The 23906-nt window shown below is 70.9% G+C and carries 26 protein-coding genes, 2 tRNA genes and 1 riboswitch; of the genes, 12 read left to right on the top strand and 16 right to left on the bottom strand.

Features of this window, described 5'->3' with window-relative positions; genetic code table 11:
• Positions 1-113: 113 nt before the first annotated feature.
• Positions 114-767 carry a DsbA family protein gene (locus tag EDF27_RS09695; protein ID WP_243698290.1) on the bottom strand — a complete coding sequence of 218 codons (654 nt, stop codon included), beginning with the start codon at positions 765-767 and terminating at the stop codon, positions 114-116.
• 119 nt (positions 768-886) lie between these two features.
• Between EDF27_RS09695 and pepN the strand changes: the two genes are divergently transcribed.
• From pepN to EDF27_RS09710, 3 genes are all read left to right on the top strand, one after another.
• Entirely contained in the window at positions 887-3466 is a 2580-nt protein-coding gene (gene pepN, locus EDF27_RS09700; RefSeq protein WP_132048548.1) for an aminopeptidase N, read from the top strand.
• A 74-nt stretch (positions 3467-3540) separates the two neighbouring features.
• Positions 3541-4602 (top strand): mechanosensitive ion channel domain-containing protein, encoded by a 1062-nt coding sequence (locus tag EDF27_RS09705; protein WP_123702896.1) that lies wholly within the window; start codon positions 3541-3543, stop codon positions 4600-4602.
• A gap of 74 nt (positions 4603-4676) precedes the next feature.
• Positions 4677-5069 carry a globin gene (locus EDF27_RS09710; protein WP_123702898.1) on the top strand — a complete coding sequence of 131 codons (393 nt, stop codon included), beginning with the start codon at positions 4677-4679 and terminating at the stop codon, positions 5067-5069.
• A 206-nt stretch (positions 5070-5275) separates the two neighbouring features.
• Here the strand turns inward: EDF27_RS09710 and EDF27_RS09715 are convergent, their stop codons facing one another.
• Together EDF27_RS09715 and EDF27_RS09720 are read right to left on the bottom strand one after the other, a co-directional pair.
• Positions 5276-6118, bottom strand: a complete 843-nt coding sequence (locus EDF27_RS09715) for an NAD(P)H-binding protein (RefSeq protein WP_132048550.1) — start codon at positions 6116-6118, stop codon at positions 5276-5278.
• A gap of 135 nt (positions 6119-6253) precedes the next feature.
• A complete protein-coding gene (locus tag EDF27_RS09720; RefSeq protein WP_123702902.1) occupies positions 6254-6955 on the bottom strand; it encodes a hypothetical protein in 702 nt (233 codons plus the stop codon).
• Positions 6956-7036: 81 nt separating this feature from the next.
• On the opposite strand from EDF27_RS09720, the gene EDF27_RS09725 reads away from it, so the two are divergent.
• Positions 7037-7894, top strand: coding sequence for an acyl-CoA thioesterase II (locus EDF27_RS09725; protein WP_123703472.1), 858 nt, complete (start codon positions 7037-7039; stop codon positions 7892-7894).
• Positions 7895-7917: 23 nt separating this feature from the next.
• Here the strand turns inward: EDF27_RS09725 and EDF27_RS09730 are convergent, their stop codons facing one another.
• Complete coding sequence (locus EDF27_RS09730) at positions 7918-8400, bottom strand: thioesterase family protein (RefSeq protein WP_123653999.1); 483 nt, start codon at positions 8398-8400, stop codon at positions 7918-7920.
• 4 nt (positions 8401-8404) lie between these two features.
• Complete coding sequence (gene ettA, locus EDF27_RS09735) at positions 8405-10090, bottom strand: energy-dependent translational throttle protein EttA (protein WP_123654000.1); 1686 nt, start codon at positions 10088-10090, stop codon at positions 8405-8407.
• A 229-nt stretch (positions 10091-10319) separates the two neighbouring features.
• Between ettA and EDF27_RS09740 the strand changes: the two genes are divergently transcribed.
• Positions 10320-11042 (top strand): hypothetical protein, encoded by a 723-nt coding sequence (locus tag EDF27_RS09740; RefSeq protein ID WP_123654001.1) that lies wholly within the window; start codon positions 10320-10322, stop codon positions 11040-11042.
• Positions 11043-11167: 125 nt separating this feature from the next.
• Here the strand turns inward: EDF27_RS09740 and EDF27_RS09745 are convergent, their stop codons facing one another.
• The 3 genes from EDF27_RS09745 to msrA form a co-directional block, all read right to left on the bottom strand.
• Positions 11168-11821: a single-stranded DNA-binding protein gene (locus tag EDF27_RS09745; RefSeq protein ID WP_132048553.1), complete on the bottom strand. Its 654-nt coding sequence runs from the start codon at positions 11819-11821 to the stop codon at positions 11168-11170.
• A 143-nt stretch (positions 11822-11964) separates the two neighbouring features.
• Positions 11965-12204: a methyltransferase gene (locus tag EDF27_RS09750; RefSeq protein WP_132048555.1), complete on the bottom strand. Its 240-nt coding sequence runs from the start codon at positions 12202-12204 to the stop codon at positions 11965-11967.
• A gap of 37 nt (positions 12205-12241) precedes the next feature.
• On the bottom strand, positions 12242-12769 hold the full coding sequence (msrA, locus tag EDF27_RS09755) for a peptide-methionine (S)-S-oxide reductase MsrA (RefSeq protein WP_123654004.1): 528 nt from the start codon (positions 12767-12769) through the stop codon (positions 12242-12244).
• Between the two features lie 213 nt (positions 12770-12982).
• On the opposite strand from msrA, the gene EDF27_RS09760 reads away from it, so the two are divergent.
• Entirely contained in the window at positions 12983-13249 is a 267-nt protein-coding gene (locus tag EDF27_RS09760; RefSeq protein WP_123654005.1) for a hypothetical protein, read from the top strand.
• Positions 13250-13358: 109 nt separating this feature from the next.
• Positions 13359-14504, top strand: a complete 1146-nt coding sequence (locus tag EDF27_RS09765) for a hypothetical protein (RefSeq protein WP_132048557.1) — start codon at positions 13359-13361, stop codon at positions 14502-14504.
• Positions 14505-14566: 62 nt separating this feature from the next.
• On the opposite strand, the gene EDF27_RS09770 is transcribed toward EDF27_RS09765, so the two are convergent.
• The 4 genes from EDF27_RS09770 to EDF27_RS09785 all read right to left on the bottom strand — a co-directional run bounded on the left by EDF27_RS09770 (position 14567) and on the right by EDF27_RS09785 (position 16279).
• Positions 14567-14639: transfer RNA gene (locus EDF27_RS09770), tRNA-Arg, on the bottom strand.
• A 14-nt stretch (positions 14640-14653) separates the two neighbouring features.
• On the bottom strand, positions 14654-15214 hold the full coding sequence (locus tag EDF27_RS09775; protein ID WP_132048559.1) for an AAA family ATPase: 561 nt from the start codon (positions 15212-15214) through the stop codon (positions 14654-14656).
• Positions 15215-15695: 481 nt separating this feature from the next.
• Entirely contained in the window at positions 15696-15959 is a 264-nt protein-coding gene (locus EDF27_RS09780) for a thioredoxin family protein (RefSeq protein WP_132048561.1), read from the bottom strand.
• Between the two features lie 29 nt (positions 15960-15988).
• Positions 15989-16279 (bottom strand): oligoribonuclease, encoded by a 291-nt coding sequence (locus EDF27_RS09785; RefSeq protein ID WP_123702913.1) that lies wholly within the window; start codon positions 16277-16279, stop codon positions 15989-15991.
• A gap of 61 nt (positions 16280-16340) precedes the next feature.
• On the opposite strand from EDF27_RS09785, the gene EDF27_RS09790 reads away from it, so the two are divergent.
• From EDF27_RS09790 to EDF27_RS09810, 5 genes are all read left to right on the top strand, one after another.
• The gene (locus EDF27_RS09790; RefSeq protein WP_123702915.1) at positions 16341-16775 is read left to right on the top strand and encodes a MarR family transcriptional regulator; all 435 of its coding nucleotides are present in this window, start codon (positions 16341-16343) and stop codon (positions 16773-16775) included.
• Entirely contained in the window at positions 16772-18022 is a 1251-nt protein-coding gene (locus tag EDF27_RS09795) for an MFS transporter (RefSeq protein WP_123654011.1), read from the top strand. The genes EDF27_RS09790 and EDF27_RS09795 overlap by 4 nt, the downstream gene beginning before the upstream one ends.
• 540 nt (positions 18023-18562) lie before the next feature.
• A complete protein-coding gene (orn, locus tag EDF27_RS09800) occupies positions 18563-19270 on the top strand; it encodes an oligoribonuclease (protein WP_165931438.1) in 708 nt (235 codons plus the stop codon).
• Between the two features lie 64 nt (positions 19271-19334).
• Positions 19335-19410, top strand: a tRNA-His gene (locus EDF27_RS09805).
• Between the two features lie 104 nt (positions 19411-19514).
• A complete protein-coding gene (locus EDF27_RS09810; protein WP_123702917.1) occupies positions 19515-19859 on the top strand; it encodes a metallopeptidase family protein in 345 nt (114 codons plus the stop codon).
• 56 nt (positions 19860-19915) lie between these two features.
• Here EDF27_RS09810 and EDF27_RS09815 read toward each other — a convergent pair whose 3' ends face one another.
• The 4 genes from EDF27_RS09815 to EDF27_RS09830 form a co-directional block, all read right to left on the bottom strand.
• On the bottom strand, positions 19916-20557 hold the full coding sequence (locus EDF27_RS09815; RefSeq protein WP_243698291.1) for an ATP-binding protein: 642 nt from the start codon (positions 20555-20557) through the stop codon (positions 19916-19918).
• On the bottom strand, positions 20550-21269 hold the full coding sequence (locus EDF27_RS09820; protein WP_243698292.1) for an energy-coupling factor transporter transmembrane component T: 720 nt from the start codon (positions 21267-21269) through the stop codon (positions 20550-20552). Before EDF27_RS09820 ends, EDF27_RS09815 begins: the two co-directional genes overlap by 8 nt.
• Positions 21270-21352: 83 nt before the next feature.
• Positions 21353-23113 (bottom strand): ABC transporter ATP-binding protein, encoded by a 1761-nt coding sequence (locus EDF27_RS20110; protein ID WP_243698293.1) that lies wholly within the window; start codon positions 23111-23113, stop codon positions 21353-21355.
• The gene (locus EDF27_RS09830) at positions 23110-23766 is read right to left on the bottom strand and encodes an ECF transporter S component (RefSeq protein WP_132048565.1); all 657 of its coding nucleotides are present in this window, start codon (positions 23764-23766) and stop codon (positions 23110-23112) included. Before EDF27_RS09830 ends, EDF27_RS20110 begins: the two co-directional genes overlap by 4 nt.
• Positions 23763-23872, bottom strand: a riboswitch (TPP riboswitch). Its footprint overlaps the gene before it by 4 nt.
• Between the last annotated feature and the right edge of the window lie 34 nt (positions 23873-23906).

The raw sequence follows: 23906 nt of genomic DNA on the forward strand, positions 1-23906 counted from the left end.
GTACGTCCGATCGGTGTTCGCGGCCCCTGATACTTCACCGGACGGGAGGAACACTACCAGGGCGCGGAGGACGCTTCCGCAGGGTGTCTGCCGGACGGGCGCCGGGCCTCCCGTCAGTCGACGGTGTCGAAGACCGGGCCGACCGTGCGCGAGCGCTTGAGTTCGAAGAAGCCCGGGTAGCGGGCGGCGGCGACGACGCCGTCCCAGAGGTCGAGGGCCTGCTGGCCCTTCGGGGCCGGCGAGATGACCGGACCGAAGAAGGCCGTGCCCTCGACGGCGATGACGGGGGTGCCGACGTCCTGGCCGACGCGCTCGATGCCGTCGCGGTGGCTCGCACGTGTCGCCGCGTCGACCTCGTCGCTCCACGCGTACTCGGCGAGGTCGGCGTCCAGGCCGAGTTCGGCGAGGACGGCCGGGACGACCTCCTCCGGGTTCTTCTCCTGGCGGTGGTGGATGTGCTCGCCGAGCGCGTCGTAGAGCGGCTTGACGATGCCGTCGCCGAGCCGGAGCTTCGCCGCGGTCACGAGGCGCGGGTAGACCTGGCCGGCGGCCAGGCGCTCCTGGTACTCCGGCGGGACGTCCTGGTCCTCGTTGAGGACGAAGAGGCTCATCACCTTCCAGGTCACGTCGAGCGGACGCTGCGCCTCGACCTCGCCGACCCAGCGGCTCGTCATCCAGGCCCACGGGCAGTTCGGGTCGAACCAGAACTCCACAGGGGTCGTCGTCGGGCTGGTCGCGGTCGGGTTGTCCACAGTCGTCTCGGTCACGGTGCGAGCGTACGCTCGCTCGCTAGGCTGGCTCTCACACGTCCCGCCGGTGCACGACGCCATGCGGGAACACCGATGCGCGGACATCGACCGTCCGCGCCAGCAACCATGGAGCGTCCGTGCCAGGAGAGAACCTCACCCGTATCGAAGCCCAGGAACGTGCCGCGATCGTCGACGTGCAGTCGTACGACGTCGAGCTCGACCTCACCCGTGGGGCCGAGTCCTTCGGCAGCACCACCCGGGTGCGCTTCACCGCGACGCCCGGTGCGTCGACCTTCATCGACGCGATCACGAAGGCCGTGCACTCCGTCGAACTGAACGGCACCGCGCTCGACGTCGCGGCCGTGAACGACGGCGTCCGCATCCAGCTCGCCGACCTGCAGGCCGAGAACGAGCTCGTGGTCGTGGCCGACGCCCTCTACACGAACACCGGTGAGGGCCTCCACCGCTTCGTGGACCCCGTCGACGACGAGGTCTACCTGTACTCCCAGTTCGAGGTGCCCGACTCCCGCCGGATGTTCGCGGTGTTCGAGCAGCCCGACCTCAAGGCCGAGTTCACCTTCACCGTCACCGCACCGTCGCGCTGGCAGGTCGTCTCGAACTCCCCCACGCCCGAGCCCCGCGTCGACGGCGAGATCGCCACGTGGGCCTTCCCACCCACCACGCGGATATCGAGCTACATCACCGCGCTCGTCGCCGGTCCGTACGAAGTCGTCCGCAGCGAGCTGACCTCGAGCGACGGCCGCACCATCCCCCTCGGCATCTTCGCGCGGAAGTCGCTCGCCGGGTACCTCGACCCCGAGTACGTGTTCGACATCACGCGCAAGGGCTTCACCTACTACGAGGACAAGTTCGACGTCCCGTACCCGTTCGAGAAGTACGACCAGCTGTTCGTGCCCGAGTTCAACGCGGGTGCGATGGAGAACGCCGGCGCGGTGACCTTCACCGAGACCTACGTCTTCCGCTCGAAGGTCACGGACGCCATCAAGGAGCGCCGGGTCGTCACGATCCTGCACGAGCTCGCGCACATGTGGTTCGGCGACCTCGTCACGATGAAGTGGTGGAACGACCTCTGGCTGAACGAGTCCTTCGCCGAGTGGGCGTCGACGATCGCCACCGCTGAAGCCACCGAGTGGACCGAGGCCTGGACGACGTTCCAGGCGATGGAGAAGTCCTGGGCCTACCGCCAGGACCAGCTCCCCTCGACCCACCCGATCGTCGCGACGATCAACGACCTCGAAGACGTGCAGGTCAACTTCGACGGCATCACGTACGCCAAGGGCGGCTCCGTCCTGAAGCAGCTCGTGGCGTGGGTCGGCATCGACGCGTTCTTCGCCGGGGTGTCCGCGTACTTCAAGAAGCACCACCACTCCAACACCGAGCTCAAGGACCTGCTCGTCGAGCTCGAGACCACGAGCGGCCGTGAGCTCACCGAGTGGTCGAAGCTGTGGCTCGAGACCGCCGGGGTGAACACGCTCCGCCCGGAGATCGAGACCGACGAGTCCGGCGTGATCACGTCGTTCGCGGTGCTGCAGGAAGCGCCGGCGGACTACCCGACGCTCCGCCCGCACCGCCTCGCGATCGGCGTCTACGCGTTCCAGCAGGACGCCGACGCACCGTTCGGCGCTGACACCGCGTCCTCCGGCGGCAAGCTCGAGCGTATCCACCGCGTCGAGATCGACGTCGACGGTGCCCGCACCGAGGTCCCCGAGCTCGTCGGCCAGCACCGCGGCGACCTCGTGCTCCTCAACGACGACGACCTGGCGTACGCCAAGATCCGTCTCGACGAGCAGTCCCGCCGCACCGCGATCGAGCACCTCGCCTCGATCGCGAACCCGCTCGCGCGTTCGATCGTGTGGGGCGCGATGTGGGACGCCACCCGCGACGCCGAGTCCCCCGCCAGCGACTACGTCCGCCTCGTGCTCGGCAACATCGCGACCGAGACCGAGTCGACGACGATCCGCACGACGCTCTCGCAGCTGCTCCTCACCGCACGGAACTACGTCGCACCGGCGAAGGCCGACGCCACGATCCGCACCGTGGGCGAGACGCTCTGGCAGCTCGCGGCCTCGGCCGAAGCCGGCTCGGACGCACAGTTCCAGTTCGTGAAGTTCTTCGCGCAGATCGCCTCCACGCCGGAACACGTCGCGACGCTGTCCGGGCTCCGCGACGGCTCGGTCACGCTGAGCGGGCTCGAGATCGACACCGACCTCCGCTGGGAGCTCCTCGAGGGCCTGGTCCTCGCGGGTGCCGCCGGCGACGCCGAGGTGGATGCCGAGCTCGCGGCGGATCGCACCGCCTCGGGCGAGCAGGCCGCCGCACGGGCACGCGCGACGATCCCCACCGCCGAGGGCAAGCTCGCTGCGTTCTCCTCGCTCGTCGACTCGGACGCGCTGCCGAACGCGATCGTGCGCCAGACGACGGTCGGGTTCCAGCACGCGAACTCGCCGGTCGTGCTCGAGGGCCTCGTCGCGAAGTACTTCGACGTGCTGACGCGCATCTGGGCCGAGCGGAGCTACCACATCGCCGACACGATCGTCACCGGGCTCTACCCGGCGCCGCTCGCATCGGTCGAGCTCCGTGACGCCTCGACCGCATGGCTCGAAGCGCACCCGGAGACCCCGGCGCTCCGTCGCATCGTGACCGAGAACCTGGCGGGCACCGAGCGTGCCCTGCGGGTCCAGGCCGCGGACGCCTGAGTCTGAACCCGATCGGCGGGGCCTTGGCGTTCATCCAGGAGCGCCAAGGCCCCGCCCTTTAGCATCGACCGGATATGACCTCCGCTGCAGACGACACCTCGAAGCTCATCTCGAACGCGTTCACCCAGTTCGTGGAGACCTGGCACGTCCCGATCGTGATCGTCATCACGATCCTCGCGGCGATCATCCTCCGGGTGATCCTCCGGCACTCGATCAAGGGCATCGTCGACCGCGTCGTGAACGGCGTGAAGAAGCGCCAGGGAGCGACGGACACGCAGGCGCTCATCGCCTCGCCCGTCCAGACCGCGCGTGTCGTCCAGCGCACCCGGACGCTCGGCAGTGTGCTGGAGAACCTCGCGACCGTGATCGTGGTCGTCATCGCGCTCGTCATCATCATCCCGCAGGTGATCCCGAACGCCGCGGTCGGCATCGTCGGCGGTGCCTCCCTCGTCGCCGCGGGTCTGGCCGTCGGTGCGCAGTCGATCGTGAAGGACCTGCTCTCCGGGATCTTCATGATCCTCGAGGACCAGGCCGGCGTCGGCGACGTCGTCGACACCGGGCAGGCGACCGGCGTGGTCGAGAACGTCGGGCTGCGGGTCATGCAGATCCGTGACGTGAACGGCATCCTCTGGTTCGTCCCGAACGGGCAGATCCTGCGCGTCGGCAACCTCTCGCAGGGTTGGTCGCGGGTGCTCGTCGACATCACGGTGCCCTACGACACCGACGTCGACGCGGTGCAGGACGCCCTGCTCGCGGCGGCCGTCCGGATGTCCCAGGAGCCCCGCTGGCGGCAGCGCATCGTCGAGAAGCCCGAGATCTGGGGGCTGCAGTCCATCAGCGACACGGGCATGGTGTTCCGCCTGGTCGTGAAGACCCGCGCGTCCGAGCTCGACGTCGTCGGCCGTGAACTCCGCATCCGCCTGAAGCAGGCGGTCGACGAGATCGGCATCACCCTCCCCGCGATGGCGATGATCATGCCCCAGGGCTGGGAGAACGCGACCTCCATCAACGGGTTGCGCGCCGTCCGGACCCAGCCGACGCCGGCACCGACGAAGCCCCGGCGCGGCAAGAAGACGAACGTGTACGGGCAGCCGATCGAGACCGACCGGACCGAGCCCCGGAAGGACGACCGATGACCGACACTCCTGCCCCGGGTCTGCCAACCGGCCCCGGCGGCGTGCCCGCACAGCCGATCACCCTCCGGGTGGGGATGGGCGGCGCGTCGGCGACCGGATCCCTCTTCGAGCGCATCGGCGGCGCCCCGACGTTCGACCGTCTGGTGCGCCGCTTCTACGACGGCGTCCAGACCGACGACGTGATCTGGCCGATGTACCCACAGGACGACCTCGAGGGCGCGATCTCACGCCTGTCGCTCTTCCTGCAGCAGTACTGGGGCGGCCCCGGCACCTACAGCGAGGAGCGCGGCCACCCGCGCCTGCGCATGCGGCACATGCCGTTCCGCATCACCTCGGAGGCGCGGGAGCGCTGGCTGCACCACATGCGCGAAGCGGTCGAGTCCCTGGGGCTCGCGCCGCTCGACGAGGCGGAGCTGTGGGCGTACCTCGACCGCGCCGCGCACGCGATGACGAACGCGTTCGACTGACGGACGATCCGGGCGTACGCCCGCAGGGACGGGAGGCCCGGTGCCAGCTGGCACCGGGCCTCCCGTCCGTCATCCGGTCGCGTCCACGGTGCCGCACCTGCATCGAGACGCCGCCCGCCTGCGATGCGCCGTTCTGTGGCCGAGACGCCGCCCTGATCCGGCGGCGTCTCGCCGAGTGTGCGGCGTCTCGCCGGGAGTGCGGTGTGTCAGCGCGCGTACGAGCCGGTGGCCATGTCCTCGAGCAGGCTCGGACGCGTCGGCTGCCAGCCGTAGGCGGCACGCGCATGTGCACCCGAGCACTCCTGGTGCATGAGGAGCGCGTCCGCGTACTCGGTACCGAGCCGCGCACGCGAGTCGTCGACGCTCTCCGCCACCACCGGCGAGCCGTGCGCCGCCGCCTCGGCGATCTCCCGGACCGTCGGGTTGTCGCCCGTCGCCGCGAGGACGTAGCCGTCCTGCTCACCACGCTCGAGCGCGAGCACGTAGAGCGCGCCGAGGTCGTCCGTGTGCACCGTCGCCCACCGCTCGGAGCCGTCCCCGACCAGGCGGACCTCGTGCTCGCCGTCGCCGACGAACATCGCCGGGATGCCCGCACCGTGCCCGTACACGATGCCGGGAGCGACGATCGTGGTGCGCACGGAGCTCGCGCGGACCACGGCCTCGTTCGCACCGCGCCACGCCGTCATCGCGGGCGGTGACGCCGGGGACTGCTCGGAGATGTCGGTCGAGTTGCCGAAGGTGAAGATGCCACCCGTGTGGACGAAGGGCTTCGGGGTGCCCGCCAACGCGCCGAGCACGGTGGCGATGAAGGCCTCGTCGACGTCCTTCGCACTCGCGGTGTGCACGACGGCGTCGGCCTCGTGCGCGAGCCGCTCGACCACGTCGGTGTCGGTGACGTCCTCGACGAGCGCCCGGCCGCCGGCGTCACGGACTGCCTGCGCCTTCTGGTCGGAGCGGACGATCGCGGTGACGTCGTGCCCACGGGCGACGAGTGCGCGGAGGACGGAGGACCCGATGTAGCCGGACGCGCCGGTCAGGAAGACGTGCATGGCCCCAGCCAACCACGCGCTGGTCCGGCGCTGGTGGGTGCTCGGCGGTCGGTGCTCGCCGGTCGCTGGTCAGTGCTCGCCGGTCGCTTGTCGCCGGTCGGTGCTCGTCGGTCGCTGGTCGGTGCTCGGTGCTCGTTAGGAGGCGAGGGTCCAGGCGCGACGCTTCACCAGGACGTGGCCCCGCGACGTCGTCAGGCGGCTCCACGGGCCGGTCTCGAACAACCGCACCGGGTCGTGCCCGAGGAACCCGAGGCTCTCCCCCGCGAAGCCCGCACCCGCCGGGACGTGCTCGATGCCCGGGATGGGCGCACCCCAGACCTCGGAACGGACCTTGCGGACGATCGCTTCTCCGGCATTGGTCGGGACGGCGTCGGCGACCTCGGCTATGCCGGCCTTCGCGGCACGGCGGAGGAGCTCGGCCGAGATGTCCGGCAGCGGGATCCAGCCGCCGCGGGGCGGGGAGATCGCCGCCCAGGTGACCGTGTGGACCTCGTGCGGGAGCTCGACCTCGATCGGGGTGGCACGGGTGGGGTCCGCGCCTTCTGCGTGCTCGGCGTCCTGCGCCTCGGCGAGCAGCCGGAGCCGTTCCTGGAACGACGCCAGCGGCACGACCGCGTCGATGGACGCGGGCTGCGTCAGCGAGAAGGTGCGCAGGCCGAGGACGGTCGGGAGCTCGTCGAGCAGGCCGATCGGGTACATGATCGCCGTGTAGACCGCGAGCACCCCCGAGTCGGCGATGAGTCGGACGGAGCCGTCCTCGACGCGCGCAGCACGTCCGAGGTACGTGCGGAGGTCTCCCAAGGAGGCGGCGTCGGGCAGCGTGAACGAGGTGCTCATGTCGTCGCCGATCCTACCGGGACGCGCTGTCAGCTCGGGGTCCGCGCGGCGCGACCCGGTCGTTCGTAGACTGCGGGAGTGGTGAACGGCGAACCGGACTTCCTGCGGACCCTGCGACTCGAGGACACGGGCGCGTCGACGCGCGAGACGATCCTCACCGGGGCGAGCCACTGGTCCCCCGGCGGACGGGTCTTCGGCGGGCAGGTCCTGGCACAGTGCATCGTCGCGGCGCAGTCCACCATCGAGGACCGGGCCATCCACTCGGTCCACGGGTACTTCCTCCGCCCGGGCGACATCGAGACGCCGATCACGTTCGGCGTCGAGCGCATCCACGACGGCCGCTCCTTCGCCGCACGTCGAGCGCAGGCGTACCAGAACGGTGTGCCGATCTTCTCGATGATCGCGTCGTTCCAGACCGAGGACGACGGCGTCGAGCACCAGGACCCGTTCCCCGTCGACACGCCGTCACCGGAGTCGCTCCCCTCGGCCGCGTCGATCCTGTCCGCGATCGACCACCCCGTCGCCCGTGCCTGGGCCGAACGGTCGATCGACCTCCGGCACGTCGAGGGCCCGGTCTTCGTCGACGTCCAGGGCGAACACGTGCCGCACCAGGCCGTCTGGTTCCGGGTGCAGGGCGACCTCCCCGCGGACCCGGCACTGCACCGAGCGGTCCTGGCCTACGCGAGCGACCTGTCGATCCTCGAGCCGATCATGCGCCGGCACGGCGTCGCCTGGGGAACTCCGGGGGTCAAGAGCGCGAGCCTCGACCACGCGATGTGGTGGCACCGGGACGGCCGGGCCGACGAGTGGATCCTGTACACGCAGGAGTCCCCGAGCGCGCAGGGCGGCCGGGGACTCGCGTTCGGTCGGATGTTCTCCCGTGACGGACGCCTGCTGGCGAGTGTCGCGCAGGAGGGGATGATGCGCATCCCTCGCTGAGGCACGGGATTGCTCCGGCCGTTCTACGGACGGGAGAAGACCACCGGGTCCTCGACGTACGGCTCACACGCTGCACGCTCCGCCGGGGTGAGTCGCCGCGGGCGGTTCGTCGTCGCGTCCACCATCACCAGCGCCGTCGTCGCCCGCGTGTACAGCTCCGCGGGCTCGTGACCCGCAGGGGACCAGACCTCGTACGAGATGTCGAGGCTCGCGCCCCCGATCCGCCCGATCCACAGCTGGATGTCGAGCGGACGCCGGAAGTACGGGGTCGACGCGAGGTACTCGAGCCGCTGGGCCGCGATCACGGTCATCGTGCCCGAGCCGGGGCGCCCGTCGATGATCGGCTCCGGCGCGGACCCCGACTCGTCGACCTCGTCGGGGTCCGGCGCCCAGAACGCGAGCACACGGGCTTCTTCGAGCAGGCGCAGCATCGCCGAGTTGTTCACGTGCCCGTAGGCGTCGATGTCACTCCAGCGGATGCGGACCGGCGCGTGCAGCCTCGCCACGGGGTCAGTCCCGCGTGAGCTTGCGGTACGTCGCGCGACCCGGCTTCGCGGCGTCGGCGCCGAGACGCTCGATCTTGTTCTCCTCGTACGCCTCGAAGTTGCCCTCGAACCAGTACCAGTTCGGCGTGCCGTCCTCGTTCAGGCCTTCCCACGCGAGGATGTGGGTCGCGATGCGGTCGAGGAACCACCGGTCGTGCGTGATGACCACGGCACAACCGGGGTACTCCAGGAGCGCGTTCTCGAGGCTGCCGAGGGTCTCGACGTCCAGGTCGTTGGTCGGCTCGTCGAGGAGCAGCAGGTTGCCGCCCTGCTTGAGCGTGAGCGCGAGGTTCAGACGGTTGCGCTCACCACCCGAGAGGATGCCCGCACGCTTCTGCTGGTCCGGACCCTTGAACCCGAACTGCGACACGTAGGCGCGGGAGGGGATCTCGGTCTTCCCGACCTGGATGTAGTCGAGCCCGTCGGACACGACCTCCCACAGGTTCTTGTTCGGGTCGATGCCGCCACGGCTCTGGTCGACGTAGGAGATGTCGACCGTCTCGCCGATCTTCAGCGTGCCGCCGTCGAGCGGCTCGAGGCCCACGATCGTCTTGAACAGGGTCGTCTTGCCGACGCCGTTCGGGCCGATCACCCCGACGATGCCGTTGCGGGGCAGCGTGAACGACAGGTCGTCGATGATGACGCGCTCACCGAACTGCTTGTGCAGCTTCTCGGCGTCGATGACCTGCGAGCCGAGTCGGGGGCCGACCGGGATCACGATCTCCTCGAAGTCGAGCTTCCGCGTGCGCTCGGCCTCGGTCACCATCTCCTCGTAGCGGGCGAGACGGGCCTTGGACTTCGCCTGGCGGCCCTTCGTGTTGCTGCGCACCCAGTCGAGTTCGGAGGACAGGCGCTTCGCCAGCTTGGCGTCCTTCTTGCCCTGGACTTCGAGGCGGGCACGCTTCTTCTCGAGGTAGGTCGAGTAGTTGCCCTCGTACGGGTACAGGCGACCGCGGTCGACCTCGGCGATCCACTGCGCGACGTGGTCGAGGAAGTACCGGTCGTGGGTCACGGCCAGGACGGCACCGTGGTACTGCTGCAGGTGCTGCTCGAGCCACTGCACGCTCTCGGCGTCGAGGTGGTTGGTGGGCTCGTCGAGGAGGAGCAGGTCGGGCTTCTGGAGCAGGAGCTTGCAGAGCGCGACGCGGCGCTTCTCACCACCGGAGAGGTGCGTGACGAGCTCGTCCCCCGGGGGGCACTGGAGCGCGGCCATGGCCTGCTCGAGCTGCGAGTCGAGGTCCCACGCGTCAGCGGCGTCGATCTCTTCCTGCAGGGTGCCCATCTCGGCGAGGAGCGCGTCGAAGTCGGCATCCGGCTCGGCCATCAACGCGGAGATCTCGTTGAAGCGGTCGAGCTTGTCCTTGATCGGGCCGACGCCTTCCTGGACGTTCTCGAGGACCGTCTTGGTCTCGTCGAGCTCGGGCTCCTGCATGAGGATGCCGACGGTGAAGCCCGGCGTGAGCTTGGCCTCACCGTTGGAGGGGGTGTCGAGCCCCGCCATGATCTTGAGGATCGTCGACTTACCGGCACCGTTCGGTCCCACGACGCCGATCTTGGCACCGGGGAGGAACGACATCGTGACGTCGTCGAGGATCAGCTTGTCGCCGACCGCCTTGCGGGCGCGGACCATCTGGTAGATGTACTCAGCCAAAACGTGAAAACCCAATCCTGTTCGTCGAGCGACTCAGCGGACCAGCCTACCGGCCGTAGTGCCCTGTCCGCTCAGCGCCGTGTCGCGCCGACGGGGGGTGTTCATCTCGCGGTGATCGACGTAGCGTGACTTCGCCCTGCTCCGTGAGACCCACCCCCTCGCGGCCGGACGACCCCCCCAGGAACCTCGTCCGGCACACCCGACGCGAACTGACCGAAGGAACACGTTCATGTCGACCACTCGACTTCGTCGCATCGTCCTGCCCGCCGTCGGGGCACTCGCCCTCTTCGTCGGTCTCGTCGTCCCCGGTGGCGCGTCCGCGTCCGCCGCCACCGTCGCCCCGCACGGGACGCCGTACATGGTGTACTCCGCCAACATCTCGGAGAACGGCTCCGGGACCGGGTACTCGTCGTACATCAACGTGCACGACGCCCACAACAACGCCTTCGCGGTGGGGATCCAGTCCGACAAGGGCTCGGCCACGAGCAAGGGCAACCCGCGCTACATCTGGGAGCGCGTGCAGAACGGGAAGTTCACGTACGGGTACCTGGGCGCGGCGTCCCACAACCTCACCCCGGTGCAGATGCGGTGGTACCAGAACGACGTCGCCACGTTCCTGGTGAACGGGCACACGATCGCTGCGGTGTCGATGAAGCTGCAGGGCCGGTTCTTCTTCAACGCCGAGGGCAACGCGCGGCTCAACGGGGACGTCGTGCACTCGTCGATCCGCGACGTGAAGATCACGGTCGGCGCGCACCCGGGCCAGATCGGTCTCGCCGGGACCTGGAACACCGGGTTCTCGTTCCACGGGCTGAAGGCGCGGCAGTTCAACTCCGCGAAGAACCAGGGTGCGAGCTTCTGGATCGACGGCCGGGTCACCGGGCTGCCGAAGGGCGGCAACTGGGACACGACCGAGGTGGCCGGCATCGCGATGATCGCGCAGGCGTACTAGGAACGGGCGGTCCGCTCCGCGGATCAGTCCGCGCATCAGTCCGCGGAGCGGTCCGCCGAGCAGCGCGCCGAGCGGCCCGCGGCGTGCGAGCAACCCGCGCCCCAGCGTGACCGCCGACCCGACGCTCATGCGACGTCGAGGTCGGCGGGCGGCGCGAAGGCGGGATGCACGTCGTCGCCGTGCAGTGCATCCGTTGCGGCAGCTGCCGCAGCGGCCTCGGGCAGCTCGTCGTGATGGCCTCCGCCGAGGTGCGCGTCGGCGTCGCGCTGCGCGTCGGCATCGCGCTGCGCATCGGCATCCCGCGATCCGGCATCCCGCGATCCGACCTCGGCACGCGGTCCGGCGTCGGCTCCGCCGACCTCTCCCGTGGCGAGGTTCACCCGCGGACTGCTCCCCGGCGCCGCCGATGCTTCCGAGGCGTGGCGCGGGACCCGGATCCAGTTGCTGATCCCCCACGCCAGGTCGTGCCCGAGGCCCTCGGCGTCGATCTCGATCGAGGTCCCGCCGCGGCCGTCGCGTTCCCACGTCCGGATGCGGACCCGCCCGGTCACGATGATGCGGTCGCCCTTCTTCAGCGACTTGTGCGCGTTCGCGGCGAGGGAGCGGAAGGCCGTGACGGTGAACCAGTTGGTCGGACCATTGGTCCAGGTGGCGTTGGCACGGTCCCAGCGACGGGACGGCGATGCCAGACGCATGCTCGTGATGGCGATGCCGGTCTCGGTGACGAGGTGACGCGGCTCGGTCGCGACGATGCCGCAGATGGTGATGGTGTCGTTCATGCACCGATCGTCATCGAGCCCCGGACCGCCGAGGCGGGCCGAGGCTCGATGTGTGGGGTGTTGACCCGATCAGGTGACCTGTGGAGGAGGAGTCCCCCGAGCCTCCAGGCCGGTCCTGCCGGGACGCACCGGACCGTCACCGGTCAGTGCGCGTGGAACTCCGGACGCGACGCGAGCGGTCCGAGTGCCGCGTGGACCGCGCCCTTCGCCGTCTCCAGGGTCGGGTACGTCCCGCTCCTGGCGCCACGGTGACCGTAGAGCTCGACCCGGAAGCCGTCCGGCGCGCGGTGGATGCTGCCCACCGCGCCCGCCGGTCCGACCGCGACCCAGGTCCCTGCCGTCGTCGTGTCGTTCGTCGTCGTCGTCGTCGTGTTGTTCGTCATCGTGCGACCACCTCCTTGTGGCTCCGACGCCCGTGGTTCAGGACGCCAGGATGTACTGACTGTAGGCCTTGCGGACCTTGTTCACCTTCGGCAGCGCCACCGCGAGGCAGTAGCCCTGGCCGGGGTTCTTCGCGAAGAAGTCCTGGTGGTAGTCCTCCGCCGGGAAGAACGTCGTGAGCGGCTCGATCGTCGTGACGATCCCGCCGTCCCAGATGTCCGACGCGCGCTCGATCGCCTTCTCGAACAGTGCGCGCTGCTCGTCGTCCGCGGGGAACATCGCCGAGCGGTACTGCGTGCCGACGTCGGCACCCTGCCGGTTGAGCTGGCGCGGGTCGTGGAGCGTGAAGAAGACGTCGAGGATGACGTCAGCGGGGATGACCGACTCGTCGAAGGTCACTGCGACGGCTTCGGCGTGCCCGGTCCTGCCGGTGCACACCAGCTCGTACGAGGGGTCCTCGACGGTCCCTCCGATGTAGCCGGACACGACGTCCTGCACACCCTGGAGCGTGCGGTACACGGCGTCGAGACACCAGAAACATCCACCTGCGAGCACGAACGTGGTCATGGGCACAACCTAGCCTTCCTGGGCTCCGGAGAGCTCCGAGTTGGGGGACACCTCCTCCACAACACACTTCGGGTCTGCACTGTTCCCCGGTCGTCCAGCTGACCTCCAGCGTGTCGGTGGTCGCCCGTACCGTCGTCACCACACCGACCCGAACGTCACCGACCTCGGCGTCGACGACACGAACGTCACCGACACGGAACAGGAGGCACCACGATGCAGACCACGATCGAACCCAGCCTGCGCATCCGCACTGCGCACCCCGTCGCCCGCTCCCGCGGCGACCTCCGGATCCTCGACGTGCGGGACGACCTCGCCCGCGTCACCCGTGCGAACGGCGAGATCGTCGGCTACGTCGACCGCGTCGACGTCGCCGGCGACACCGCCTACCGGGCGCGTCGGTACGTCGCTGCCGAACGCCGCTTCGTCGAACTCCCCAACGTGTGGTCCGCGGACGACGCCGTGGACTGCCTCCGCTGGTGATCCTGACGCCTCCCGCATGATGTTCCACATTGGAATCAAGTGCGACCGGATGGACGGAACGCCGCCCGATCTCCCCTGGAACTGACCCACACGTGGATATGGTGCGCGCATGGACTGGTGGAACGACTTCATCGACTGGACCGCGTCGGACACGGGCTGGCGCGTGATCTCCGGAGCGCTGATCCCCTTCGTGGCGATCATCGTGGCCGGTGTCGTCGCGGCGCTCATCGGCCGCGGCGCCACCAAGCGCGTCGTGTCGCTGCAGGAGCGCGAATCGAAGAACGCGGCGGTCGCCGCGATCATCTCCGCCGCGCGCAAGGCCGCGACGTGGGGCACGCTCGGGCACGACGAGCGGAACTACGCCGACCACCTCGCCGAGGACGCCGACATCCGTCTCCGACTCCTGCCGATCGCCGGCGCGCCGCTCGCGGCGAACTGGGCGCAGCACGAGATCGCCGACATCAAGAAGAACTCCTCGACCTTCAGCTTCCAGGCGGAACAGTCGCTCGCGGAGTTCCGTGACCGCCTCCTCGACTGGCAGGCCCGTCCCGGTCGCGCCCGCAAGCTGTTCAAGAGCGACCTCGAGCGCTGGAAGTTCGAGTCGCCCGACCCGGATGCCGACCTGATCAAGCGTCAGCAGGACTGGAGCGCCGACCAGACGGACGCCAAGCGTCCGGCAGCGGCACCGACGACGCCCGCCCCGACTCCCACGACGACGTCGCTCCGCCCCGCTGCACCCCGCCCGGGAGGCACTCCCTCCCCCGCCCCGCAGGGCACCCCCGCAGCCGCCGCGTCCGCGGCCGCGGTCGCGCCGGCCGGGGCCGCTGCGTTCAGTGCCACCCGGAACGCCGGCACCCCGGTCCGGACGACGGACCCGAACGCGACCACTCCGATCTCGGACGGTCAGACGCGGTCGTACGGCGACGGGGTGACGCGTCCCTACGGCGACGACCAGACCCCGGTGCGCCCGGCGCTCGGGTCGCCCCGGTCCCCGGCTCCCACGTCGAACCAGTCGGATGACGACAACGCCGACGTCGTCGACGACGCGCCGCGCAACGACGTACGAGGCGACGAGCCGGGCAAGCTCACCGCGGGCCCCATCGACGCCGCCGCAACGCCGAACACCACCTCGGTGCCGACTCGGATCGCGGACGCGCCCGTCGAGCCCGCCGATTCGAACGAGACCTCCGAAGCGTCGCACACGCAGCCGATCAGCGCGAACGAGCTGCGTCGCCGCGCGGAGGACGACGAGTAGTCGATCCGTTCCAGCTCGACACGAGGGCCGCCATCCGATCGGATGGCGGCCCTCGTCGTCGGTGCCCCCGGCAGGAATCGAACCCGCGGCACGGTGGGTAGAAACCACCTGCTCTATCCACTGAGCTACGGAGGCGGACGCCCACGATTCTATTCCGACGGGCGCGGCAGGCGATCGACCCACGCGTCGACGTCCGCTCGGGAGCGGAGCCGCACGATGCGCAGGTGCGGTGCCGTCCGTTCCACCGCCGGGACCATCTGCTGCATCTTCCGCCGTGTGCGCATCCCCCAGCGGATGATGTGGTCGCGGTTCGTGAAGAAGGTCCAGAGCGGGGGCTCGACGTTCCCGTTCCACAGCTCGATCCGACGGACACGACGACGGACCGTCCGCCGCAGCAGCCGCCAGAACGCCACCGGGACCGGCAGGTCGAGCCAGACGAGGGTGTCGGCCCGGGCTGCCAGCATCGCCCGTACCTGGCTGTACTGCCACTCGGTGACCCAGGCAGGTTCGGCGGAGTAGGCGTCGACGTCCGCCTCGAACGTCGGACGCGGCTCCCAGTCCCTTCCGTGGAAGAGGCTGTCGATCTCGGTGTGCGGGATGCCGAGCGCCCGAGCGATCCGCCCCGCTGTGGTCGTCTTGCCGACGCCGGTGGTCCCGGCCACGAGCACACGCCGCGGCGGTGGGTCGAGGACGTCTTCTGCTCCGAGCACCTGACGACCCTACCGATCGAGCCGCGCTCCCCGCGGTGAGCTCGCACACCGTCACTCCGCCGGCCTCCGACCCGCCCGCCCCGTTGAGCGGGCGAAACACCCTGGTCGCCCCGGCCGCGGACCCGGGCATTTCGCCCGCTCGACCGGCGCACGCTCAACCCGCGCTCACCCCTGTCGCGAACCGGGTGATTCGCCCGTTCGGCCGAGCGGGCGAAACACCCCGGTCGCCCCGGCCGCTGCCCCGGGCATTTCGCCCGCTCGACCGGCGCACGCCCAACCCGGCGCACGCCCAACCCGGCGCACGCTCGAGCGGCGCCCGCGCAACCCGGCGCGCACGCGCACGGCGACGCCGGCGCAGACGCGCACGGCGACGGTCACGCGCTCGCGGTGACCACCGTCGGGCGGTCAGCGCGTGGGAAAGGTGATCCGAGCCTCCCGTCCGGCCCGTTTGGAACGCAACCAGCCGCGAGCAGCCGAGCCGTCAGTCGACGGCGCGCGCGACCGCCATCAGCAGCTGATCGCGCGACGGGACCCCGGGAGAACGGAAGACCTCGGCTCCGTCCGTCCGCCGCACGATGATCGTGGGGGTGGACCGGATGCCGAGGTCTTCTGCGTCGTCCGGGTGTGCCGCGACGTCACGCTCGACGACGTCGAGCCCCGGGACGAGCCGCGCTGCGTCGGCTGCCACCCGGCGGGCGGCGGCGCACGGCGCACAGAAGGCGGAGGTCCAGAGGTCGAGCTGCATGTCGTCCTGCAACGTCGGGGCGGGTCGGACTACTCCCGGTCGAACTCGCCGCTGCGGTCGCCGCGGTCCTGCAGGTCGTCGACCGGGTCGGACTCGCTCGGGACCCAGGTGTAGTCGACGGAGGTCTGGTCGAGGACCTGACGGGTGTGCGTGGCCTTGTAGGTGAAGGCGGTCTGCAGGCCTTCGACGTCCGCGAACACCGTGACCTCGTCCTCGACCGCGTCGCCGGTGGCGGTGCGGGTGTCCGTCGTCCCGTCGAAGGGGCCTTGGTGGAAGATGGCGGTGTACTCGTCGCCCTCGTGGATGGTGATGTCGCTCATGCCTCTTGTCTACCAGGGGCGACCTGTTGCCTGATTCATAGCCACGCTATATAGTTCTGCTATGGAAACATCGCGCGAGCAGACGATCGAGACGCTCCTGGTGTCCGTGAACCGCCTGATCCGCACCGCCGTCCAGTCCACGGGGAACACGACGTCCCCCGCGGTGTGGCGCACGCTCGGCATCCTCGAGACCGACCAGCCGCTCCGGCTCGGTGAACTCGCGAAGGCGTCCCGCGTGTCCCAGCCCACCATGACCCGCCTCGTCGCCGGCATGCTCGCCGACGACCTCGTCTCACGGTCCGTCGACCCCGGGGACTCCCGCGGCCAGCTCATCGAGATCACCGACGCGGGGATCGCCCGCCTGGCGGAGTGGCGCGTCACCCTGACGCGCACCGTCGGCCCGGTGTTCGCGGACCTCGACGACGACCAGTGGGACGTCCTGCACGAAGCATCGGCCCTCATCGCATCGAGGACCAGAACGGAGATCACCGCGTGAACGCGCACGCCCCTGCCCACGCTCCTTCGCAGAAGGGCAGCATCCTGAAGCAGTCCAAGGCGGTCTGGGCGATCGCGTTCGCCTGCGTCGTCGCCTTCATGGGCATCGGCCTGGTGGACCCGATCCTCCCGGCGATCGCGGCGTCCCTCAAGGCGACCCCGGCACAGACCGAGCTCCTGTTCACCAGCTACCTCGCCGTCACCGGCGTCGCGATGTTCTTCACCAGCTGGGTCTCGAGCCGCATCGGTGCGAAGAAGACCCTGATGATCGGGCTCGCCCTCATCGTGGTGTTCTCGGTGCTCGCCGCGGTGTCGAACGACGTGTGGACGATCATCGACTTCCGCGCCGGCTGGGGACTCGGGAACGCGCTGTTCATCTCCACCGCGCTCGCCACCATCGTCGGTGCCGCATCCGGCGGCACAGCCTCCGCGATCATCCTGTACGAGGCCGCGCTCGGCCTCGGCATCGCGATCGGCCCGCTCGTCGGCGGCCTGCTCGGCTCGATCAGCTGGCGCGGTCCGTTCTTCGGCGTCACGACCCTGATGGCCGTCGCGTTCATCGCCATCGTCGTCCTGCTGAAGTCCTCCGGCCTCGAGAAGCCCACCCCGACGAAGCTCTCCGCGCCGTTCCGTGCACTCGCCCGGCCGGCACTCGCCGCGCTCGCCGCGACCGCGCTGTTCTACAACATCGGGTTCTTCGTCCTGCTCGCCTACACGCCCTTCCCGCTCGGGTTCGGGGCGCTCGGCATCGGGTTCACGTTCTTCGGCTGGGGCGTCGGCCTGGCGATCACCTCGGTCTGGGTCGCGCCGATGCTCACCGCCCGGCTCCGTCGGACGACGGTGCTGCGGATCGCGCTGCCCCTGCTCGCGCTGGACCTCTTCGCCGCCGCGATCGTCGTGCGGTCGCAGGTCGGGCTCATCATCTGCGTGGTCATCGGCGGACTCGTGCTCGGTGTCCTCAACACGGTGCTCACGGAGTGCGTGATGGAGGCGACGGACCTCCCCCGTTCCGTCGCGTCGAGCGCGTACTCGGCCGTCCGCTTCATCGGTGGCGCGATCGCCCCGCCGGTCGCCACGCTCCTCGCTGACGCGTACTCACCCTCGGCTGCCTACGTGTTCGCCGGGGCGTCGGTCACGGTCGCGTTCGTCGTCACGCTGGTGACCGCTCGGGTGCTGCGGCGGGTCGACGACGGCGCGGAGGCGGAGCCCGTCGAGGCCGAGGCCATCGGCGCGGGCGAGATGGCGTAGGGCGCGGGCGGCGCTGGCGCGCGCTGGCGCGGCGCAGCGCCTCGTTCCCGTTCGCGTTCGGGTTCGCGGGCGGGTCCCGTCCGAACCGCGTGAGCGCGCGTTCCGTCGAGCGGGCGAAATGCCCGGGTCCACCACGAGGTCGACTCGGGCATTTCGCCCGCTCGTCGTCCCGGAGGACGGGATCGGCCCGGGGCGCGCACCCGGCTGGCGGGCGGGCGCACGAGCGGGCGAAATGCCCGGGTCCGCCGAGCGGGCCACCCGGGGATTTCGCCCGTTCGTCGTCCCGGAGGACGGGATCGGCCCGGGGCGCGAGCCCTGCTTGCGGGCGGGCGCACGAGCGGGCGAAATGCCCGGGTCCGCCGAGCGGGCCACCCGGGCATTTCGCCCGTTCGACGAGGCGGGCGGGCGAGCGCAGCCGCGGCGCAGGCCCGGCAGCGGGGTGGCGACCGCCTGGAGGCCCGGGCGGGCGCGGCGGGCCGGCACCGGGCCTCCAAGCGGTCGGGTCCAGGGCCCCGCCCGGCCGGGAATAGGATCGTTGCCATGGCAACCGCGAATGACCGCCTCGTCTGGATCGACTGCGAGATGACGGGCCTCGACATCGAGGTCGACGAACTCGTGGAGGTGGCCGTGGTCATCACCGACTTCGACCTGAACCCCGTGCACCCCGGGTTCGACATCGTGATCAAGCCGGACCAGTCGGCTCTCGACAACATGAACGAGTTCGTGACGAACATGCACGTCACGTCGGGCCTCATCGAGGAGATCCCGAACGGCGTGTCCCTGGCGGACGCCGAGTACCAGGTGCTCGAGTACATCCTCGCCCACGTCCCCGCCGAGGGCTCAGCACCCCTGGCCGGCAACACCATCGGGACCGACCGTGCCTTCCTCGCGAAGTACATGCCGCGGGTCGACGGGCACCTGCACTACCGCAGCGTCGACGTGTCGAGCATCAAGGAGCTCTGCCGCCGCTGGTTCCCGCGCGTGTACTTCAACGCGCCGGAGAAGCACGGTGGGCACCGGGCGCTCGCGGACATCCTCGAGTCGATCCGCGAGCTCGAGTACTACCGCCGCGCCGGGTTCGTCGCGGAGCCGGGGCCGACGACGGAGGACGTGAAGGCGATCTCGGCCGAGGTGGTGGAGTCGTGGGCACCCCGCCTGGCGCCGCAGACCGCGGACGCCAGCGCGGAGCAGAGCGCGGACACGAGCGCACAGACCGCGGACGCCGGCGCGGAGCAGACCGCCGAGTAGTGTCCCGAGGACCCTCCTGCGTGTACTACTATTGAGTGGTTGCCCGGCACGCCGGGCGGACATGGTGGGTATAGCTCAGCTGGTAGAGCGCCTGGTTGTGGTCTAGGAGGTCGCGGGTTCGAGCCCCGTTACTCACCCCAATGTTCATGAGCACGACCGAAATGCATGAACACGCCCGAAGGCCCTCGTCGCGAGACGGGGGCCTTCGTCGTCGTCCAGGCGGATGTGCCACGATCGTGCCGTGATGGAGATGTCCGCCGACGCGTTCGAGGCCCTCGTGACCGACGAGCTCGACCTGCTCCCCGACGAGATGGTCGACGGCCTCGACAACGTGGTGTTCGTGGTCGAGGACGAACCGGAGGACGGCTCGGAGCTGTTCGGCATCTACGACGGCGTCGCCCAGACCGAGCGCGGGCAGTACGGCTTCGGCGAGCTGCCCGACCGGATCGTGGTGTTCCGGAAGCAGCACCTGGCGGAGTGCGACACCGAGGAAGAGCTCCGCGACGAGGTGCACACCACGCTCGTCCACGAGATCGGCCACTGGTACGGCATCGACGACGAGCGCCTGCACGAGCTCGGCTGGGCGTAGCGAGCCAACCGGCCAGCCAGCCAGCACGCCAGCAAGACCGCAACGCCACCAGCCCGCTACGTCCCGAGCACCACGTCCGCCGATGCGCGCGGGTCCTCCGCCGCGATGAACGCGTCCTCCTGGAGTGCCCAGCGCTCCCACTCCGCCGCGAACACCGCGCCGTCCCGGTCGAGCGCCCGCCGCTTGCGCAGCCCGTCCTCGGCGGTCATCCACACCCGGAGCGTGGCGAACGGTGCCGAGGCGCGGGACAGGGACCCGCACCCCTCGATGACGAGCGGCGCGCCGGGTTCGAGCGACACCCACGCCGCGGGCGCCGACGTCTCCCAGTCCCACCGCCGGTACCCCGACGGCGGTCCGAGGACGTCGCGGACCACGGCCTCGGCAGCGTCGGCGAGGCCGTCCCACCCCGGGTAGAGGTCGTCCAGGTGCACGACCCGGCATCTGAGCTCGTCGCCCAGGGCGTTCCCGAGCGTGGTCTTGCCGGTCCCGGAGCGCCCGTCGACCAGGATGACGGACCGGCGGCCGGATGCCCGAGCAGCCGACCGTGCGCGCGAGGCGAGTTCCGTTGCGGGGCCGGGGCCGGGGCCGGGGCCGGGGCGAGCCTCCAGGCCGGTGTGGACGGGGCCGACGGGGCAGACGGGCCCGACGGGACCGACGGGGCCGGTGCGGCCGGTGCCGACCTCGCGCGACTCAGCCACGCCACGTCCCCGCAGCGACCGACACCGCGATCGACACCAGGCCGATCCCGACCAGCACCGCGATCATCGCCCACTCGCGCCCGCCGAACCCGGCTGGCCTGGCCCACGTCCGACGACCGGGCGCACCGAACCCGCGCGACTCCATCGCGACCGCCAGGGTCGTCGCCCGTCGCAACGCCAGCACCAGCAGCGCGAACGCCATCGAGGCACCACGCCGCAGCCGCCCGGTGTCCGCCAGTCCCCGTGCCCGCCGGGCCATCGCGAGCTGCCGCCAGTCGTCGACCAGGAGCGTCATCATCCGGATCGCCGCCAGCGCTCCGAGCACGAAGCGGGCCGGCAGCCGCAGGATCTGTGCCAGCCCGTCCGCGAGGTCCGTGGGATCCACCCGGATGAACAGCGCGATGCTCGGCACCCCCACCGCGAGCACACGGAGCATCGTCGCGACCGCGAGCAGCAGGGACCCGTCGGTGACGTGGACGAAGCCGAGGTCGAGCCACTCCCGTCCGGAGGCCCGCCCGTAGAGCGCGATGCTCACGCCGGTCAGGGGGACCGCGAGGAGCACCGGAGACGTCCGGAGGAGCAGCGTCCGCACCGGGATGCGGAGGATCGGCAGCAGGGCGAGCTCGAGTCCCAGCGCGACCGCGGCGGACACCACGTCGAGGCTCAGCACCAGGCACAGGCCGAGGCCGAGCACGCCGAGGAGCGTGGCCACCGGTTGGACGGCGCGCACGCCTCGGACGGGGCGGACGGGAGGCTCGGCTCGGCTCGACGGGCTCGCCTGCGTCGCGGGGGCGGTCACCGCGGGACCTCGGACCGGGGTCGGGTGGGCGCGGGCGCGGTCGTCGCGCTCGTCGTGCTCGTCGCGCTCGTCGCGCTCGTCGCGCCCGTCGCGCCCGTCGCGCCCGTCGCGCTCAGGACGAGTTCGTCCGCGTCCAGGGCCCGGACCAGGTCGCGGTCGTGGGTCACGGCGACCACCGCTGTCCCGGCGTCCGCAAGGGCTCCGAGCCGGTCGACCACCGCCTGCCACGTCGCGCGGTCCTGCCCCGAGGTCGGTTCGTCGAGCACGATGACCGGGGGCCTCGTCGCGACGACGGTGCCGATCGCGAGGCGCCGGGCCTCCCCACCCGAGAGCGTGAAGGGGTTCGCGTCCGCGAGGTGCCGGAGCCCGAACGCATCGAGCAGTTCGTCCACGCGCTGGTCCGTGTCCGGCATGCCGAGGGCCCTCGGGCCGGCGGCGAGTTCCTCGCGGACGGTGCGGGCGACGAACTGGTGCTCGGGGTCCTGGAAGACGGTGCCGATGCGGGCGGCGAGCTCGCGGCTGGACCAGGCGTGCGGGGCGGTCGTGGCGGTGGTGGTGCTCAGGGCCTCGGTCGCACGGAGGGTGCCGTCGGCGGGGCGGAGGAGTCCGGCGAGCGTGAGGCCGAGCGTGGACTTGCCGACGCCGTTCGGCCCGGTGATCGCGAGGACCCGGCCGGCGCGGACCCGGAGGTCGATGCCGCTCCCGACGCGCTGCCGTTTGCCCCGCGCGGTCCCGAGTCGCTCCGCGACGAGGAGCGCCGCGTCGGGCGCTTCGCGCGGGCCGCCCTCGTCGAGCGGGCCGCCCCCGTCGAGCGGGCGAAATGCCGGGGTGGGGGCCTCGGCGGACGCCGGTATTTCGCCCGCTCGACCGGGCGCGGACTCGAGCGGGCGAAATGCCCGGGTGAGGGCCGCGGCGGACCCGGGTGTTTCGCCCGCTCGACCCGGAGTGCGAGCGGGTGTGCGCGCGGAACCCCTCGCGGGTTCGGTACCGGGGACCCACACGCCGGCCGCGGTCAGGGCGGCGCCGTGGGCCACGAGCACCTCGGCGGGCGGCCCGTCGGCGACCACACCTCCGCCGGGCTCGAGGAGCACGAGACGGTCGACCAGGTCGAGCCAGGTGCCGATCCGGTGCTCCACCACGAGGAGGGTCGCGCCGGTGTCGGCGAGCAGGGCCTCCACGGCGTCGTGCACCTGGGTGACGCCCGCGGGGTCGAGGTTCGCGCACGGCTCGTCGAGGACGAGGGCACCCGGGCGCATCGCGAGCACCCCGGCGAGCGCCAGCCGTTGCCGCTGCCCGCCGGAGAGCATCGTGGTGGACCGGTCGAGCGCCAGGTCGAGCCCGACGACGTCGAGTGCCGACCGGACCCGCTCCCACGTCTCGCCACGCGGGACGCCGGTGTTCTCGCACCCGAATGCCACGTCGTCGCCGACGCGGGACATCACGGTGTGCGCCTCGGGGTCCTGCATCACGAGTCCCACGCGGCCGCGGACGCACTCGGGTGCCGCTCCGTCGACGAGCACGGTGCCCTGCGCGGAGGCGGCGGTGTCGTCCTCGGGGTCCGGCTCGTCCGGCAGCACCGCGGCGACGGCCCGGAGGAGCGTCGACTTCCCGGCGCCGGAGGGACCGACGATCGCGACGCGCTCCCCCGGCTCGACGACGAGGTCGACGCCGCGGACGGCCCAGGCGTCGCGATCGGCGTACCGCCAGCCCCAGTCGTGGAACGCGATCCGGGCCGGGTGCACGCCCGGCGTGCTCACGCTGCCGAGGAGCTGGGACGGCGTCGGGTGTGCTCGCGACCGACCGCGAAGGAGGACAGCACCCCGGTGCGCGCGAGTGCCCGGACGATCAGCCACGATCCGATGCCGGCGATCACGGCACCCGAGATCGTGCCGCAGACGATGTAGACGGTCTTGAACGCGGCGTCGTAGCCCGAGTACCAGAGCACCGAGTCGTTGATGCCCATGGCGAGGCCGGCTGCGGCTCCGGCGAGGACGACCACGGGGAGGCGGTACACGCGGTACAGGAACAGCGCGAGCACGATCTCGGCGCCGAGGCCCTGCACGAGGCCCGCTTCGAGGGTGCTCCAGCCCCACTGCGTCCCGAGGAGCGCCTCGACGCTGGCCGCGACGATCTCGGCGAAGAGCGCGGCGCCGGGCTTCCGGACGACGAGCGCGACGATGGGTCCGGCGAGGAGCCAGACGCCGCCGAAGAGCGCCTGGGTCCCGGGGAGCAGCAGGGCGACCGCTGCGGAGAGGGGCTCGTAGCCGAACTCCCAGAGCTTGAAGACGACGCCGACCACGACGGCGAGCACGCTCGCGACGACGATGTCGACGACCCGCCAGCGGAGCGACCGCTTCGGCGCGGCGGACGTGGGGGTGGTTCGGACGGTGGACGGCGTGCTCGTAGGCATCTGTCAGGACTCCTCCCTGCGCCGGCATGACCCGGATCAGGTTCGACGGTCGGAGCGCTGCTCGCTCCCTCTCAGCCCGGCGATCCCGGACTCCCGTGTGTGTCCTGGCAGTGTACCGCTGCCCTCGGCCCTGTGACGGG

It is taken from the genome of Curtobacterium sp. PhB136 (genome assembly GCF_004346855.1).
Taxonomy (GTDB): Bacteria; Actinomycetota; Actinomycetes; order Actinomycetales; family Microbacteriaceae; genus Curtobacterium.

Bases quoted from the DNA above. Each gene is read 5' to 3' on its own strand.
- EDF27_RS09765 (WP_132048557.1), top strand. From the start codon at position 13,359: ATGGACTGGTGGAACGACTTCATCGACTGGACCGCGTCGGACACGGGC.
- EDF27_RS09790 (WP_123702915.1), top strand. From the start codon at position 16,341: ATGGAAACATCGCGCGAGCAGACGATCGAGACGCTCCTGGTGTCCGTG.
- EDF27_RS09740 (WP_123654001.1), top strand. From the start codon at position 10,320: ATGTCGACCACTCGACTTCGTCGCATCGTCCTGCCCGCCGTCGGGGCA.
- EDF27_RS09780 (WP_132048561.1), bottom strand. From the start codon at position 15,959: ATGCAGCTCGACCTCTGGACCTCCGCCTTCTGTGCGCCGTGCGCCGCC.
- EDF27_RS09720 (WP_123702902.1), bottom strand. From the start codon at position 6,955: ATGAGCACCTCGTTCACGCTGCCCGACGCCGCCTCCTTGGGAGACCTC.
- EDF27_RS09830 (WP_132048565.1), bottom strand. From the start codon at position 23,766: ATGCCTACGAGCACGCCGTCCACCGTCCGAACCACCCCCACGTCCGCC.
- EDF27_RS09785 (WP_123702913.1), bottom strand. From the start codon at position 16,279: ATGAGCGACATCACCATCCACGAGGGCGACGAGTACACCGCCATCTTC.
- orn (WP_165931438.1), top strand. From the start codon at position 18,563: ATGGCAACCGCGAATGACCGCCTCGTCTGGATCGACTGCGAGATGACG.
- EDF27_RS09810 (WP_123702917.1), top strand. From the start codon at position 19,515: ATGGAGATGTCCGCCGACGCGTTCGAGGCCCTCGTGACCGACGAGCTC.
- EDF27_RS09745 (WP_132048553.1), bottom strand. From the start codon at position 11,821: ATGAACGACACCATCACCATCTGCGGCATCGTCGCGACCGAGCCGCGT.
- EDF27_RS09750 (WP_132048555.1), bottom strand. From the start codon at position 12,204: ATGACGAACAACACGACGACGACGACGACGAACGACACGACGACGGCA.
- EDF27_RS09705 (WP_123702896.1), top strand. From the start codon at position 3,541: ATGACCTCCGCTGCAGACGACACCTCGAAGCTCATCTCGAACGCGTTC.
- msrA (WP_123654004.1), bottom strand. From the start codon at position 12,769: ATGACCACGTTCGTGCTCGCAGGTGGATGTTTCTGGTGTCTCGACGCC.
- EDF27_RS09715 (WP_132048550.1), bottom strand. From the start codon at position 6,118: ATGCACGTCTTCCTGACCGGCGCGTCCGGCTACATCGGGTCCTCCGTC.
- EDF27_RS09710 (WP_123702898.1), top strand. From the start codon at position 4,677: ATGGGCGGCGCGTCGGCGACCGGATCCCTCTTCGAGCGCATCGGCGGC.
- EDF27_RS09760 (WP_123654005.1), top strand. From the start codon at position 12,983: ATGCAGACCACGATCGAACCCAGCCTGCGCATCCGCACTGCGCACCCC.